The following is a 14434-nucleotide window of genomic DNA, read 5'->3' as shown; positions in this document are numbered from 1 at the left end:
TTTAGGTTAAATAATCCTTTAATTTTTTGCTACGGCTGGGGTGACGCAGTTTGCGTAAGGCTTTGGCTTCAATCTGCCTGATTCGTTCTCTGGTTACATTGAACTCTTTTCCCACTTCTTCCAGTGTCCGGGCCCGGCCATCGTCCAAGCCAAAACGCAACCTAAGTACCTTTTCTTCCCGTTCGGTCAGCGTGTTTAAGACTTCAATTAACTGTTCTTTTAGCAGCGCATAGGAAGCCGCTTCGGCTGGTGCCGGGGCATCTTCGTCGGGAATAAAATCGCCCAAATGGCTATCCTCTTCTTCCCCGATAGGTGTTTCCAGGGAAACCGGATCCTGAGCGATCTTTTGAATTTCTCGTACTTTTTCTTCTGAAAAGCCCATTTCCTTGCCAATTTCTGCCGGGGTTGGTTCCCGGCCATATTCCTGTAGTAATTGGCGGGAAACCCGAATTAGTTTATTAATGGTCTCGACCATATGAACCGGGATCCGGATGGTTCTGGCCTGATCAGCAATGGCCCGGGTGATCGCCTGCCGAATCCACCAGGTTGCATAGGTACTGAATTTAAAACCCTTGGTATAGTCGAATTTTTCAACCGCTTTGATCAAACCCAGATTGCCTTCCTGGATCAGGTCCAGAAACGACATCCCCCGTCCCACATAACGCTTGGCAATACTGACGACCAGACGCAGGTTAGCTTCAGCCAATTCTTTTTTGGCCGAATCATCGCCGGCTTCCATGCGGCGGGCCAGCGTCATTTCCTGATCTCCGGTTAGTAAAGGTACCTTGCCAATTTCTTTTAAATATAACCGAACCGGATCATTAACGCTGACCGAATCTGCCAATTCAATTTCTTTCTGATTCTCTTCTTCAAGTTCAGCCGCTTCCAGGGCTTCCAGTTCGAGATCGGTAAAAGCGATTTCGATTCCTTCTTTTTGCAGATACAAATAGATTGAATCGATTTCCTCCGGATCAAGATCAGCTTTATCCAGGATTTCTTCAAAATCGTGATTATTTAAATTCCCTTTCGTTTTCCCGCGTTTTAATAACTGCTGCACTTCCGGCATCAGCTCAATTGCGACTTTTTCAATCTCAATGATGCTGTCATCAGTAACTATGATCACATCGTCGGTTTTTGTTTTGTCTTGTTTCATTTTAGTGCCTCCCGTTTTCTTTCATCATTTTCTTAATCTCTATGAGTTGATTGGTAAGCCCGGCAACTGCATCGTCATTGCCATTGGCTGATTCTCTTTTTATTTGTTCAGAAAGTTTGTCAAGCTGAGCTTCATTATAAAAACGATTCATTATTTCCAAAGCATCTTGATAATCTGACCGGGAGACTTCATCCTCGTTCATCATAAACTCAACTATTTTTTTGACATCCTCTGACGCATCAAAATGTGACATAATCTGATTGACTTCAATTTTTTCCCCTGCTTTCCGCTTTTCAAAAAGAGTTAGCAGTAGGTCCTTATAAAAGGGCTCCGTTAGGTAATCCATGGGAAACTCATTTATTGTTTCCGGTCTTTCCAAGCAATAGCGGATCGCCAATTCCTGAGCTTTTTGATAAGCCTTAGGAATCTTTTGCAGCAATACCGCGTCGCGGGTTATCTCCACCAGTGGCGAAGGATTCTCAGCTCGGGTTTTTGACCGCAGAACCTCACGGCGGATTACTTCCTGATTGATTCCCGTTTCACCGGCAACCATTTTGCTGTAATAATCAACTTCCACTGACGTCTCAAGCTGTCTTAATATTTTTATGGCCTCATTACCATAACGCAGTCTGCCATCGGTTTGGGACAGATCATTGTGTCCTTTTAACAATTCCAGTTCGTATTCAACAATTGTTAATGCCTTTGAAACAGCGTCCTTAAATCCCTGTTGACCATATCTCTGGACAAAGGAATCGGGATCTTCATTTGTTGGCAAGCTTAATATTTTAACATTTAAACTGGTGTTTTTCAAGATCTTCATCGCTTTTTCTGTTGCCGATTTTCCAGCATTATCGCCATCAAAAGCAATAACTACCTCACCAGCGTAACGCTCCAGGATTTTTCCATGAAACGGGGTAAAGGCCGTACCCAATGCTGCCACAGTATTCTTGATCCCTTTTTCATAAAGGGAAATCACATCCATATAACCTTCAACAATTACGATTCGCCCATCATCCAAGAAATTTTTACAATGATTCAAGTTATAGAGCTCATAGCTTTTAGAAAAGATGGTGGTTTCTGGGGAATTGAGATACTTGGGGCCATTTTGATCGGTTGCCATCAGGCGACCGCCAAACCCAACAATCTGTCCCCGGGGATTAACAATGGGAAACATGACCCGGCTCCGAAACCGATCATAATGGCGCTTGTTTTCCGAAGCCATAACCAGGCCTGAATCCAGCATGTCTGCTGTGGAAAAGCCTTTGGTGTTAAGAAAATCGGTTAATCGGCCCCAGTCTTCACTGGCATAACCTAAACCGAATGCTCTGATGGTTTCTTGGCTAATCCCTCTTTGCAACAGATATTCTCGCGCTAATTTACTTGTTTTAAGCATTTTATAATAGTAATTAGCCGCTTCCCGATGCAATTCGTAGAGGCGCTTCTTTTTCTCATAGACCTGATGGTCTTCCTGCTGATTGCTTTTTTCCGGTAAAATCATATTTACCCGGGCAGCCAGAAATTTTAGGGCATCGACAAAGGGGAGTTTTTCCATTTCCATAATAAAGGTAATCACATTGCCACCAGCACCACAACCAAAACAATGGTATAATTGTTTTTCCCGCGAAACCGTGAAAGACGCTGTTTTTTCATTATGAAACGGACATTTGCCTTTAAACGAGTTCCCCACTCGTTTTAAGGTCATGTAACCCGAAGCGACATCGACAATATCATTTGCTTCGATGACCGATTGTATCAATTCTTCGGAGTAGTAAGTTGTCATTTGTTTTTTCCTTTTTTTAAAGTCTTGACCTTTAAGAGTCTATTATCTCTATTCTAAGTAAAATAGAATTCTCCTTGTTTTAATATCCTTTATTTTAAAATTTAAACAAAAATAAAGTATTGCCGCTCTTTCAATTTTTTATTGGATAAAATTCATTTATCGGGGTATTAAAAAAACTAAGAACACTACTATTTAGAAAGAGGTATATTTATGGAAAAAAAACGTATGATTGAAATCATTCACGAAAAAGTGAAAGTTGCCAAATTTGATGATTATGGAAAAGCCCTTCTCAGCATGGATGATGTCGGCGATGGTGAAATGATTATGGCTGTTCTCGAAGATTTAAAATCAGACACGAACTTTGATTTTGATTTTGATTTAGACAAAATGCTCTTAACCGTTTATAACCCCGATGATGACCTGGAAGGATTCAAGCGAAGACACCCCTCACCTCAACATTGCTAAATTTTTCACGGATACCACCACTCCTAGTGATGGTATCCACCAAAAAAGCGCTATTGGTCTTGACCAATAGCGCTTTTTTAAATGGTTAAACAAAAGAGAAACCCCAAAGGATTTCTCTTTTTATTATTTAATTTACATATCTGCTTTTTGTTTGTAACCCATGTAACGTTCCATTGCTTCTTCTTTTGCCTTATCATAAAGGGTTTCCGAAACTTCTGGGAAGGTCAGTTTTAATGAGGTATAACGAACTTCTGAATCCAGGAATTCCGTAAATTTGTCCATATCGGGTTCCTTGGAATCCAGGATAAATGGATTTTTACCTTCTTCTTTTAAACTTGGGTTGAATCGGTACAGGTGCCAGTAGCCCGCTTCCACTGCAAATGCTTCGTGGGTTTGGGTGCGGCTCATACCGCCTTTAATGCCATGGTTGATACAAGGTGCATAGGCAATAATCAGTGAAGGACCATCATATGCTTCCGCTTCCTGAAGGGCTTTCATAAATTGGTTCTTATCAGCACCCATGGCAACCTGAGCAACATAGACGTAACCATAGGTGGCCGCCATCATGCCAAGATCTTTTTTCTTGATCCGTTCTCCTGCTGATGCAAATTGTGCCACTGCAGCAGTCGGTGTCGATTTAGAAGCCTGACCACCAGTGTTGGAGTAGATTTCTGTATCCAGCACGAAAATATTTATGTTTTTGTTAGAGGCTAAGACATGATCCAGTCCACCGTAGCCAATATCGTAGGCCCAGCCGTCACCACCGAAGACCCATTGAGACTTTTTAATCAGGTAAGCCTGATTGTCAAGAATAAACTTGGCTTGGGTCGCTAATGCTTCACCTGGTGTATAAGCGGTTAGAGCTTCTACCAGTTTTGCCGAGGCAATTTTTGAGCTTTCAGCGTCTTTTCGACTGTCAATCCAGGCTTGAGCCGCGCTTTTTACTGCTTCTGGTGCATCGCCAGCGATCATTTCTTTTAGGTAACTTTCAATGGTGTCAGCCATTTTTTCAGTAGCCAGCATCATTCCAAATCCATACTCGGCATTATCTTCAAATAAAGAGTTTGCCCAGGCGGGTCCTTTTCCTTCAGCATTGACACAGTAAGGTGTCGATGGTGAAGAAGCACCCCAGATGGATGAACAACCCGTTGCGTTAGCAACCATCATTCGATCGCCAAATAATTGGGTAATGGTTTTAATATATGGTGTTTCGCCACAACCTGCACAGGCACCCGAGAACTCAAGCAACGGTTGACAGAATTGGCTCCCTTTGACGGTGGCCTTATTCATCAGGTTATCTTTGATTTTTACGGTCGTCGTATAGTTCCACATTGGGATTTGGGCCGCCTGGGTATCGATTGGCTCCATTACCAAAGCTTTTGTTTTGGCTGGGCAAGCGTCTTGACAGTTGCCACATCCGGTACAATCCAAGGTACTAACCTGGATACGATATTCTAAACCATCAAATTGTTTTCCGTTTGCTTTAATTGTTGTATAACCTTCCGGTGCCGCTGCTTTTTCACCGGCATCCACCAGTACTGGACGAATCGCTGCATGTGGGCAGACAAATGAGCATTGGTTACATTGGATACAATTTTCCGGAATCCATTTTGGCACATTTACAGCAATTCCCCGTTTTTCATAAGCTGATGAACCCGACATAAAGGTTCCATCTTCTCCGCCTACAAAAGCTGAAACAGGGATGTCATCGCCTTCTAAGCGGTTTATCGGACGAAGTATTTTCGAAATGAATTCTGGTACATTTTCTTTAGCGACGGCTTCAGCACTGAGAGCCTTCCATGAATCTGGAACATCAATCTTAACCAAGGCGTCAATTCCCTTATCAACGGCAGCATTATTCATATCAACAATTTTTTGGCCTTTGTTTCCATAAGACTTCAAAATACCGGCTTTAGAGAACTTAACGGCATCTTCAATTGGAATAATGTCAGCCAATTTGAAGAAGGCGGACTGCATAATCATATTGGTTCGACGGCCCAGCCCAATTTCTTCGGCAATTTTTGTGGCATTGATGGTATAGAAATTAATGTCATTATCAGCAATATATTTCTTTAACGAAGCTGGTAATTTTTCATCCAGCTCGTTTGGTTCCCAAACGGTATTAAGCAGGAAGGTCCCGCCTTTTTTCAAACCTTTTAACAGGTCATATTGGTGAACATAGGCTTGGGTTGAGCAGGAAACAAAATCCGAGTTTACAATTAAGTACGTTGATTTGATTGGTTTTTTACCAAATCTCAAGTGCGAAACGGTAACCCCACCGGATTTTTTACTGTCATAGGAGAAATAACCCTGAGCATACAAATCGGTATGATCGCCAATGATCTTAATGGCTGATTTATTGGCACCAACGGTTCCGTCAGAACCAAGACCCCAGAATTTACATCCTTTTGTTCCTTCAGGAACGGTAAAGATATCTTCAGGTAATTCAAGACTTGTGTGAGTTACATCATCAACAATCCCGATCGTAAATTTGTCTTTGGGTTGATCTAATTTTAAATTATCGTAAACAGCTTTAATCTGCGTTGGAGTGGTATCTTTAGAGCTTAAACCATAGCGGCCGCCAACGACCAGTGGCTGGAATTCTTTGCCGTAGAATACGGTGCAAATATCCTGGTATAAAGGTTCGCCCAATGAGCCGGGTTCTTTTGTACGGTCTAAAACAGCAATCTTCTTAGCTGTTTTTGGTAATACTTTTAATAAATATTCCGGGGCAAAAGGTCTGAATAAACGAACCTTGATCAGTCCGATTTTTTCTCCCTGGGTCAATAAATAATCAATCGTTTCTTCGATGGTATCTGTTACCGAACCCATCGCCACGATAATATTTTCGGCATCCGCTGCGCCATAGTAATCAAATAAATGATACTCGCGGCCGGTTTCAGCTGAAATTTTTTCCATATAGTCAGCCACAATTGCCGGGATATTATCATAGAAGGGATTGCATGCTTCTCTGGCCTGGAAGAAAATATCAGGATTCTGAGCCGTTCCCCGCGTAACCGGATGTTCGGGATTGAGGGCATTGTCGCGGAATGCCTGAATCGCTTCAAAGTCGGCCAGTTTTTTAAACACATCATAATCGATAACTTCGATTTTTTGAATTTCGTGTGACGTTCTGAAACCGTCAAAGAAATGCATAAACGGGATCCGGCTTTTAATGGCAGCCAAGTGAGCAATCGCAGCAAGATCCATTACTTCCTGAACACCGCCGGAAGCCAGTAAAGCAAAACCCGTTTGACGACAAGCCATTACATCGCTATGGTCTCCAAAAATCGAGAGTGCCTGAGCAGCCAAGGTACGGGCAGTAACATGAAAAACACCTGGTAATAATTCACCAGCAATTTTATACATATTCGGAATCATCAGTAAAAGTCCCTGAGAAGCAGTAAAGGTTGTGGTTAAGGCTCCCGCAGCTAATGAACCGTGAACTGCACCAGCAGCACCGCCTTCAGATTGCATTTCGGAAACTTTTACTGTTTCTCCAAAGATATTTTTTCGTCCCTGAGACGCCCAAACATCGGCATACTCAGCCATCGGGGATGAAGGTGTAATTGGAAAAATTGCGGCAACCTCGGTAAACGCGTAAGCAACATGTGCGGCAGCAGTATTTCCATCCATTGTCATCATTTTTTTTGGCATGATTTTCCTCCTTGAAATTAAAAACTAAATGTTTTTTTGTAGATTTAAATAGCAAAATTTTATCTATGAAATTATATCATATTAATTTTTGGGTGTATACACTTTAGCATGGGTAATTTTTTGTTACGATTTATTGGTAAATTTTCACTGATTTATCAGAAAACGATTAATGTTAACCTTTTGATGGTTTAAATTTCTTTAATTAAGATATGGTCGTTTGTTTGAAAACTTATATCCTTTCAAATTACTTTTTCACAATAATTTACTGCGGATGAACTGTTAAAATAATCATTAACAGTTCATCAACAGTAATTTTTGTGAATTGATAACTTTTTTTACTCAATTAATTGAATCGAAATCACTATTTCTTTTTAGCTTCTTTAAGCGCCAGTTTCTCTGGTATTAAGAAATCTGTCTGGAATTCAGAACACTCTTTGGCAACGACACCGCTTAAAACCAGCAAACTGATTAGATTTGGTATGGCCATTAAGCCATTCATGGCATCTGATAAGTTCCAGACGACTTCAAGAGCTGTGGTGGCGCCGACAAAGACAACAAGACAATAAAGAATCCGATAAACTGTGACTGCAATTGGTGCTTTAATTAAATACTCCAGTGACTTTTCACCGTAATACTCCCAACCCAGAATGGTTGAAAATGCAAAGAGGGCAATTCCTACCGTTACAATATAGCCACCAAAAGGACCCAGAGCGGATTGGAAGGCGGCAATGGTAAGATTTGCTCCCATTAAAAGTTCACCTGTCGCGTCCATTGTACCCAGGGCGCCAGAAGAGGCAATAACTAAACCTGTAATTGTACAAACACAGATGGTATCAAAAAAAGTTCCTGTCATATTGATATAACCTTGTCGTGAAGGATGATCCGTTTTTGCTGCAGCGGCGGCAATTGGTGCTGAACCAAGACCGGCTTCATTTGAGAACACGCCCCGGGCAACACCCCAGCGCATCGATGTCAACATGGTTGCGACAATCGTTCCGCCCACGCCGCCAGCCATTGCTGTCGGTGAAAAGGCCATCGTAAAGATTTCCACAATACCCGCTGGTACGTTTTGAATATTGATGATGATAACAAGAAGTGCTGCTAAAACATAGAACACTGCCATAAATGGAACAATGACACCCGTTACTTTACCGATGCTCTTGATGCCACCGAGAATAACTAGAAACGCCAGCACCGTTAGTATCAACCCTGTTATCCAGGTAGGTATTCCAAAGGTGCCTTCTACTGCACCGGAAATAGAGTTGGCCTGGGTCATGTTCCCAATCCCAAACGAAGCTACCGTGGCAAATAAGGCGAACAGAAAAGCAAGGACTAAGCCGATTTTTTTGTTTTTAAAGCCATTTTTCATCGCATACATGGGACCACCGGCCATTTCGCCTTTAGCATTGGTTTCCCGGTATTTAACGGCCAGTACACTTTCTGCATATTTGGTCGAAAGTCCAAACAGGGCTGAAATCCACATCCACACCAAAGCTCCCGGTCCTCCCAAGACCATCGCCGTAGCGACACCGACAATATTCCCGGTGCCGATGGTGGCCGCCAGTGATGTCATCAGGGATTGAAAGGGTGAAATGTCACCGCTTGAATCGTCTTTTTTGGATTTGTCCGTTTTGGTAAAAACTGATTTAATGGCAAAGCCCAGGTTGAGCCATGGTGCAAACTTTAAGCGTACGGTTAAAAAGATCCCGGTCCCCATTAGTAGTGCCAGCATAATGGGTCCCCAAACAAAATTATTTACAGCTGAAATGATATCCGAAAAATTCATATTGCCCCCTTTAAATTTAAAAGTTAGTGTTATCGATTACACTTTTGTGCAGAATTTTATTGAAGTCAGGGCTTCACTGTTAATTAAAACAGTGTCGCCCTGCAGTCAGTTTTTAAGATCCATCTTTTTAAAATCTCTCGATGCTACATTTAAACGGTTGGGTTATTGGGATTGCGTTTAAATGATTTAGACCTATAGCAATTCGTCTGCGGGCACATATTCTTTGTTTAAGCCTTCAGCAACACCTTTACAGGTAACATGACCTTTGTAAGTGTTTAAACCTAGAAGTAAAGCAGGATCTTCTTTCATGGCGGCTTCAGGTCCCTTGTTAACAATCGCCAATAAGTATGGCAGGGTCGATCCCGTCAGTGCATAGGTGGATGTTTTGGGAACAGCACCAGGCATGTTAGCTACTGAATAATGGATAACGCCATGTTTTTCAAAGCAGGGATCATCGTGAGTAGTGCTGTGATCAATGGTTTCAACCGATCCGCCCTGGTCAATGGCGACATCAACAATAACAGATCCTTTTTTCATTTTTTTGACCATCTCTTCAGTGACCAGTTTTGGCGCTTTTTCACCAGCAACTAAGACGCCACTGATAAGCAGATCAGATTTTTTGGTCAGTTCGGCCATGTTGTAGGGATTACTGACTAATGTGGAAACACGACCATTAAAGACGTCATCCACATAGGTTAATCTTGGTTTGCTGATATCAATAACGGTAACATGCGCGCCCAGACCAACTGCCATTTTTGCAGCGTTCATGCCAACAGTACCCGCACCAATTATCATGACCTCTGCTGGTAATACACCGGTAACACCGCCAAGTAACATCCCAACACCACCGTGATAACGCTGCAGCATGGTAGCGCCAACCTGAACAGACATTCTTCCCGCTACTTCACTCATTGGGATCAATAGTGGCAGTGATCGGTCTGGCAATTGTACGGTTTCATAAGCAATCCCGGTAATTTTTTTCTTAACTAATATATCGGTTAAAGGCAGGTTTGGTGCAAGATGTAGATAAGTAAATAAGGTTTGGCCTTCTTTCATCAGCTCATATTCAGACTCAATCGGTTCTTTTACTTTTACAATAATATCAGCTTGTTCAAATACTTCTTTCGCCTGATTTAAAATAACGGCCCCTTCTGCTACATATTCCTGATCTTCAATTCCACTTTCAAGGCCAGCCTTTGTTTCGACAAGTACCTTATGGCCACTCGCTACTAGGGCATGCACACCTGCTGGTGTTACGGATACACGTGACTCATTGTTCTTAATTTCTTTTGGAATACCTACAATCATGATAAAACCTCCTGTTTTATAATATAAATTTGTAAACTTAATAAAAAAATCTTACATATTCGTGTCTTCATAAGGAAGAATGGAGTATGTATTTTTTACGGTTGACAGGGTTACAATCGTTTTTGTCTTTTGTACCCCGGTAACTGTTTTAATGCGATTCAACACTGCTTCCAGACTTTTAGTATCTTTAGTAATAATTTTAATTAAATAATCATAATCTCCGGCCAGATAATCACATTCAATGATCTCATTCTCATTCTCCACCAATTCAACAAAGCCTTCAATATAATTTGGGTGTTTAAGGGATATAAACATGTAGGCGACCAGATTTTTATTCATCTTTTGAGTCGACAGGATAATGGTGTACTTCTGAATGATTCCGGAAGAATCTAATTTTTTTATTCGTTCGCTGATTGCAGGAACCGATAAACTGACTTCACTGGCAATTTCGGAAGCTGTAACTCGTGCATTCTTCTGCAACAACTTAAGGATTTCAATATCAATTGAATCCATGTAATCTCCTTTCTATTAAAACTATTGAAATCATTATACCTGACTTTTCAAGCAAATTAAACGTTTTCAGTGAATAACGATAGATCTTTTTGTTATACCAATAAATCACTTTAAATATTTAATTACTATTGGTGCCTATTCGCTCCCGCACTTTATTTATTTATGCAATCCGATTTTCCCATTGAAAAACTGAGGTAAAATCAAAATAAACTTAAAAACATACGGCTCTCATTGTTAGTCTTTAACACCTATGTATTCAATCGGTTGCAGCAATAATGATCTCAATTATTTCTATAATTTACTTCACGCCTGGCCATCAAGTACGACAAACAGGCGTGATTGTTTAAGGTGCAGCCTTTTTATCGATTATTGTTAATCGATAAAAAGCGGTTTACCTAATTGTCTAAGCGTTTTTCGATTGCAGCGATGGTTTGCTTTAAAACCTTGATCCGGGCATAATATTTACTTTGAGCTTCCACGATAACCCAGGGTGCATCGACCGTTGATGTCTTTAGTAGCATGTCATCCACTGCTATTTTATAAAGCTCCCACTTTTCCCGATTCCGCCAGTCTTCTTCAGTGATTTTCCATTCCTTATCAGGATTTCCTTCCCGATCGGTGAAGCGTCTCAACTGTTCATCCTGATCAATTTGCAACCAGAACTTAATGACGATGGCACCCCAGTCGGAGAGTTGTTTTTCAAATTCGTTAATTTCCCGATAACTCCGATCAAATTCTTCCTGGGTGCAAAAACCTTCAATCGGCTCCACCATCACCCGACCATACCAGGTTCGATCCCATACGCCGATATGACCATTTTTAGGGATGTCCCGCCAGAAGCGCCAGAGGTAATGGTGCTTTTTTTCAATATCGCTGGGACTGGCTGTTGGATAGACCGTATAACCTCTGGGGTCCAGGTTTCTAGTTAGCCGTTTGATACAGCCACCCTTGCCGGCGGCATCCCAGCCTTCAAACCCGATAATCATGGGAATCCGTTCCCGGTACAACTGAAATTGCAATAGCCGGATTTGTTTCTGATATTCTTTTATCTGACTCTGATACGCTTCTTCACTGATAACCTGGTCAAGTACAATCCCGTCAAGTATTTTCGATTGAAAAGGCTTATCTCCAACCTCAATCAGTGGCGTAAGTTTTATTTTTGGCGTCATTTTTACGTCATTAATCGCTTTTTCCAGACGTCTTTCCAATATACTCAGAACTTTAATCAGAGCGTAGTCTTTTTGTTCGCCTTCGATAATCGCCCAAGGAGCGCAATCGTTATCGGTCAGTTCCAGTCCCCGATTCACCTTCTTATATAGTTTATCATAATGCTTATTTTCTTTTTTATCCCGGGGCGTAACCCGCCAGGCCGTGATATCATTATCGAGCAGTTTGTCAAACCGTTTTTTTTGTTCTTTTTTGCTGATATGAATAAAAAACTTAAAAATAATCATCCCATCCTCAGATAGGGTTTGTTCGAATTCATTGGCCTGTTTCATCAGCCTTTGCATCGAAAGGGTATCTGTCGATTTACGATAAAACAAATCGCTATAATAGCTGCGATTAAAAATTGTGATTTGCCCCTCCTCCGGTGTTTTGGTCCAATAGCGCCATAAGAACGGGCGAAATAACTCTTCCTCATTTTCCTGCTTCTTAAAGTTATAAACCCGAAACGATCGCGGATCCATAGGCATCAGCAGTTCATTGATGAGTGTCCCCTTGCCGCCCGCATCCCAGCCTTCAAAAAGAACTAAAACCGGTATCCCCATATCATGGAGAGTCCGCTGTAACTCGCCTAACCGGGTCGTTAGTCGTTCTTTCTCCTGACGATAGGTTTCTTTGTCGATTGTAACCCCTAAATCAATTTTCTCCAGCATGATAGCCTCCTACTATATTTTAATTGATGCCGCAAAAAAAGGACGTCATAAAAGACGCCCCTCATTAATTAGATGAAATTTTTATAAATCACGTCCAACTTCGGGTTGGACAATGTTTCCATTACGTAATTGGCATATTCTGAACCGGTAGCACCTGTTTCACGACCAGTCAGCACCAGTTTCTTTTCGTATAAACCACAGATATCCAAAGCTTTTTGAAGCTGTTCTGCTTTTTGGCTATAACCAATATGCACGAGCAGCATACCGGCGGCACGTATAATGCTACAGGGATCGGCGTATTGTCCACGACCCTCTTCGACCATTCTTGGGGCTGACCCATGGATGGCCTCAAACATCGCATATTGCTTGCCGATGTTAGCTGAACCAGCGGTACCGACACCGCCCTGGAACTCAGCCGCCTCATCAGTTAAGATATCACCATAGAGATTGGGTAGTACCATTACCTTAAATTGACTCCGACGCTTTTCATCTACTAATTTGGCAGTCATGATGTCAATATACCAGTCATCCATTTCCACGGTGGGATAATTCTTGGCAATCGCTTTAGCTGTATCTAAAAATTTACCATCCGTTGTTTTAATGACATTGGCTTTGGTAACGACTGTTACCTTATTTTTCCCGGATTTTTGGGCAAAATCAAAGGCCGCCTTAATGATTCGCTCTGAGCCGTCCTGGGTGGTGACGGTAAAATCAATGGCTAAATCATCGTTAACATGGATACCTTTGCTACCAACTGCATAAGCACCTTCAGTATTTTCTCGATAAAAGGTCCAGTCGATATTCTTTTCCGGAACAGAAACCGGGCGCACATTGGCAAATAAGTCCAACTCGCGGCGCATGGCCACATTGGCACTTTCGATATTTGGCCAGGGATCTCCTTCTCGCGGCGTCGTTGTGGGTCCTTTTAAAATGACATCGCAGGTTTTAAGTTCTGCTAAAACCTCATCCGGAATCGCTTTTCCACAAGCCGCGCGATTTTCAATGGTTAAGCCGTCGATGGTTTTAAAGACAATTCTTCCGGTTTTAACATCATCCGCCAGTAGAAATTCTAAAACCCGTTGGGCTTCTGATGTGATAAATGGACCAATCCCATCGCCGCCAACAATACCAATAATAATTCTATCTTTTGCTGCGAAATCGGTAAAATCCTTTTGAATCTTCATTTTTTCAATCCGTGTCAATTGTTCTTTGATCACCTCTCCAAAATGGGCCTTTGCTCGTTCAATCTGTTCTTCGATCATAGTTCCTCCGTCAAATTTATTGATTTGTGTCATAGAAATACTTAAGGCAAGCTGCCGATTAAGCTCTGGACATCATACTTTTAAGCCGTTTGATGGGCTGGGTATTTTTAAAAACCAGTTCATTGGTGGCCACAAATTTATCCACCGCGGTAACAACCCAGCTGCCCAGGTTTGTCGGGGGAATAAGTGTCAGGGGAAACATATGTTTCACGATCATATCTGCCTGGCGCTGATCGATATCAAAATATTTTTCGGCATTTTCAAGTGCTACTTTAGGATGGGAGAAGCCATGCATTTCCTTAATTCGACTGAGCCCTTTGCCTGTTTTAACCTTACCCTGCCATGCTTCCAGAAAAAAATCATGGAGTGTTGCCCCTCTCGCAACGGATGCGTAATCCATCCTTAAAAATCTGGCTACGCGATAGGAATAATACCCCACTGCAACAGAGTGTTCATATAAACCATTGCCATGATGATCAATTTCCCTTAATTTTTGGAATTCACTGTGTGTTAATATATCGCCAACAATGGTTTCAAACTCATCATAATACTTTTTTGTTTCCATTGAGACCTTTCTTTTACTGTTATTTATTCAGAAAAACTGAATAGAAGCTTTAAATATTATAGCATAGT

Annotated in this window: 10 protein-coding genes; 1 reads left to right on the top strand and 9 read right to left on the bottom strand. The window is 41.7% G+C overall.

Translation table 11 applies throughout. The annotated features are described in order from the left end of the window. Window position 1: 1 nt before the first annotated feature. Window positions 2-1153, bottom strand: a complete 1152-nt coding sequence (gene rpoD / locus ACIZ62_RS05575) for an RNA polymerase sigma factor RpoD (protein ID WP_371414197.1) — start codon at window positions 1151-1153, stop codon at window positions 2-4. A 1-nt stretch (window position 1154) separates the two neighbouring features. Next, a complete protein-coding gene (gene dnaG, locus ACIZ62_RS05570) occupies window positions 1155-2933 on the bottom strand; it encodes a DNA primase (RefSeq protein ID WP_414151410.1) in 1779 nt (592 codons plus the stop codon). A 210-nt stretch (window positions 2934-3143) separates the two neighbouring features. Here dnaG and ACIZ62_RS05565 point away from each other — a divergent pair, with 210 nt between their 5' ends. Beyond that, window positions 3144-3398 (top strand): hypothetical protein, encoded by a 255-nt coding sequence (locus ACIZ62_RS05565; RefSeq protein WP_111887579.1) that lies wholly within the window; start codon window positions 3144-3146, stop codon window positions 3396-3398. Between the two features lie 132 nt (window positions 3399-3530). On the opposite strand, the gene nifJ is transcribed toward ACIZ62_RS05565, so the two are convergent. From nifJ to ACIZ62_RS05530, 7 genes are all read right to left on the bottom strand, one after another. Further along, complete coding sequence (nifJ, locus tag ACIZ62_RS05560; protein WP_414151409.1) at window positions 3531-7055, bottom strand: pyruvate:ferredoxin (flavodoxin) oxidoreductase; 3525 nt, start codon at window positions 7053-7055, stop codon at window positions 3531-3533. A gap of 361 nt (window positions 7056-7416) precedes the next feature. Further along, complete coding sequence (locus tag ACIZ62_RS05555) at window positions 7417-8841, bottom strand: alanine/glycine:cation symporter family protein (RefSeq protein ID WP_414151408.1); 1425 nt, start codon at window positions 8839-8841, stop codon at window positions 7417-7419. Window positions 8842-9033: 192 nt separating this feature from the next. Next, a complete protein-coding gene (gene ald, locus ACIZ62_RS05550) occupies window positions 9034-10149 on the bottom strand; it encodes an alanine dehydrogenase (protein WP_414151407.1) in 1116 nt (371 codons plus the stop codon). A gap of 51 nt (window positions 10150-10200) precedes the next feature. Continuing rightward, window positions 10201-10662 (bottom strand): Lrp/AsnC family transcriptional regulator, encoded by a 462-nt coding sequence (locus ACIZ62_RS05545; RefSeq protein WP_322519884.1) that lies wholly within the window; start codon window positions 10660-10662, stop codon window positions 10201-10203. A gap of 395 nt (window positions 10663-11057) precedes the next feature. Beyond that, on the bottom strand, window positions 11058-12539 hold the full coding sequence (pap, locus tag ACIZ62_RS05540; protein ID WP_414151406.1) for a polyphosphate:AMP phosphotransferase: 1482 nt from the start codon (window positions 12537-12539) through the stop codon (window positions 11058-11060). Between the two features lie 68 nt (window positions 12540-12607). Then, the gene (locus ACIZ62_RS05535) at window positions 12608-13801 is read right to left on the bottom strand and encodes an isocitrate/isopropylmalate family dehydrogenase (protein ID WP_414151405.1); all 1194 of its coding nucleotides are present in this window, start codon (window positions 13799-13801) and stop codon (window positions 12608-12610) included. Between the two features lie 58 nt (window positions 13802-13859). Then, on the bottom strand, window positions 13860-14366 hold the full coding sequence (locus ACIZ62_RS05530; RefSeq protein WP_414151404.1) for a phosphohydrolase: 507 nt from the start codon (window positions 14364-14366) through the stop codon (window positions 13860-13862). Window positions 14367-14434: the final 68 nt, after the last annotated feature.

The organism is Acetobacterium carbinolicum (assembly GCF_047456275.1).
GTDB classification, from domain to species: Bacteria; Bacillota; Clostridia; order Eubacteriales; family Eubacteriaceae; genus Acetobacterium; species Acetobacterium carbinolicum.
This window is presented reverse-complemented; position numbering and strand designations above follow the sequence as displayed.

Excerpts from the sequence above, each read along its gene's own strand:
- ald (WP_414151407.1), bottom strand. The coding sequence starts at position 10,149 with ATGATTGTAGGTATTCCAAAAGAAATTAAGAACAATGAGTCACGTGTA.
- dnaG (WP_414151410.1), bottom strand. The coding sequence starts at position 2,933 with ATGACAACTTACTACTCCGAAGAATTGATACAATCGGTCATCGAAGCA.
- pap (WP_414151406.1), bottom strand. The coding sequence starts at position 12,539 with ATGCTGGAGAAAATTGATTTAGGGGTTACAATCGACAAAGAAACCTAT.
- ACIZ62_RS05530 (WP_414151404.1), bottom strand. The coding sequence starts at position 14,366 with ATGGAAACAAAAAAGTATTATGATGAGTTTGAAACCATTGTTGGCGAT.
- ACIZ62_RS05555 (WP_414151408.1), bottom strand. The coding sequence starts at position 8,841 with ATGAATTTTTCGGATATCATTTCAGCTGTAAATAATTTTGTTTGGGGA.
- ACIZ62_RS05545 (WP_322519884.1), bottom strand. The coding sequence starts at position 10,662 with ATGGATTCAATTGATATTGAAATCCTTAAGTTGTTGCAGAAGAATGCA.
- ACIZ62_RS05535 (WP_414151405.1), bottom strand. The coding sequence starts at position 13,801 with ATGATCGAAGAACAGATTGAACGAGCAAAGGCCCATTTTGGAGAGGTG.
- ACIZ62_RS05565 (WP_111887579.1), top strand. The coding sequence starts at position 3,144 with ATGGAAAAAAAACGTATGATTGAAATCATTCACGAAAAAGTGAAAGTT.
- rpoD (WP_371414197.1), bottom strand. The coding sequence starts at position 1,153 with ATGAAACAAGACAAAACAAAAACCGACGATGTGATCATAGTTACTGAT.
- nifJ (WP_414151409.1), bottom strand. The coding sequence starts at position 7,055 with ATGCCAAAAAAAATGATGACAATGGATGGAAATACTGCTGCCGCACAT.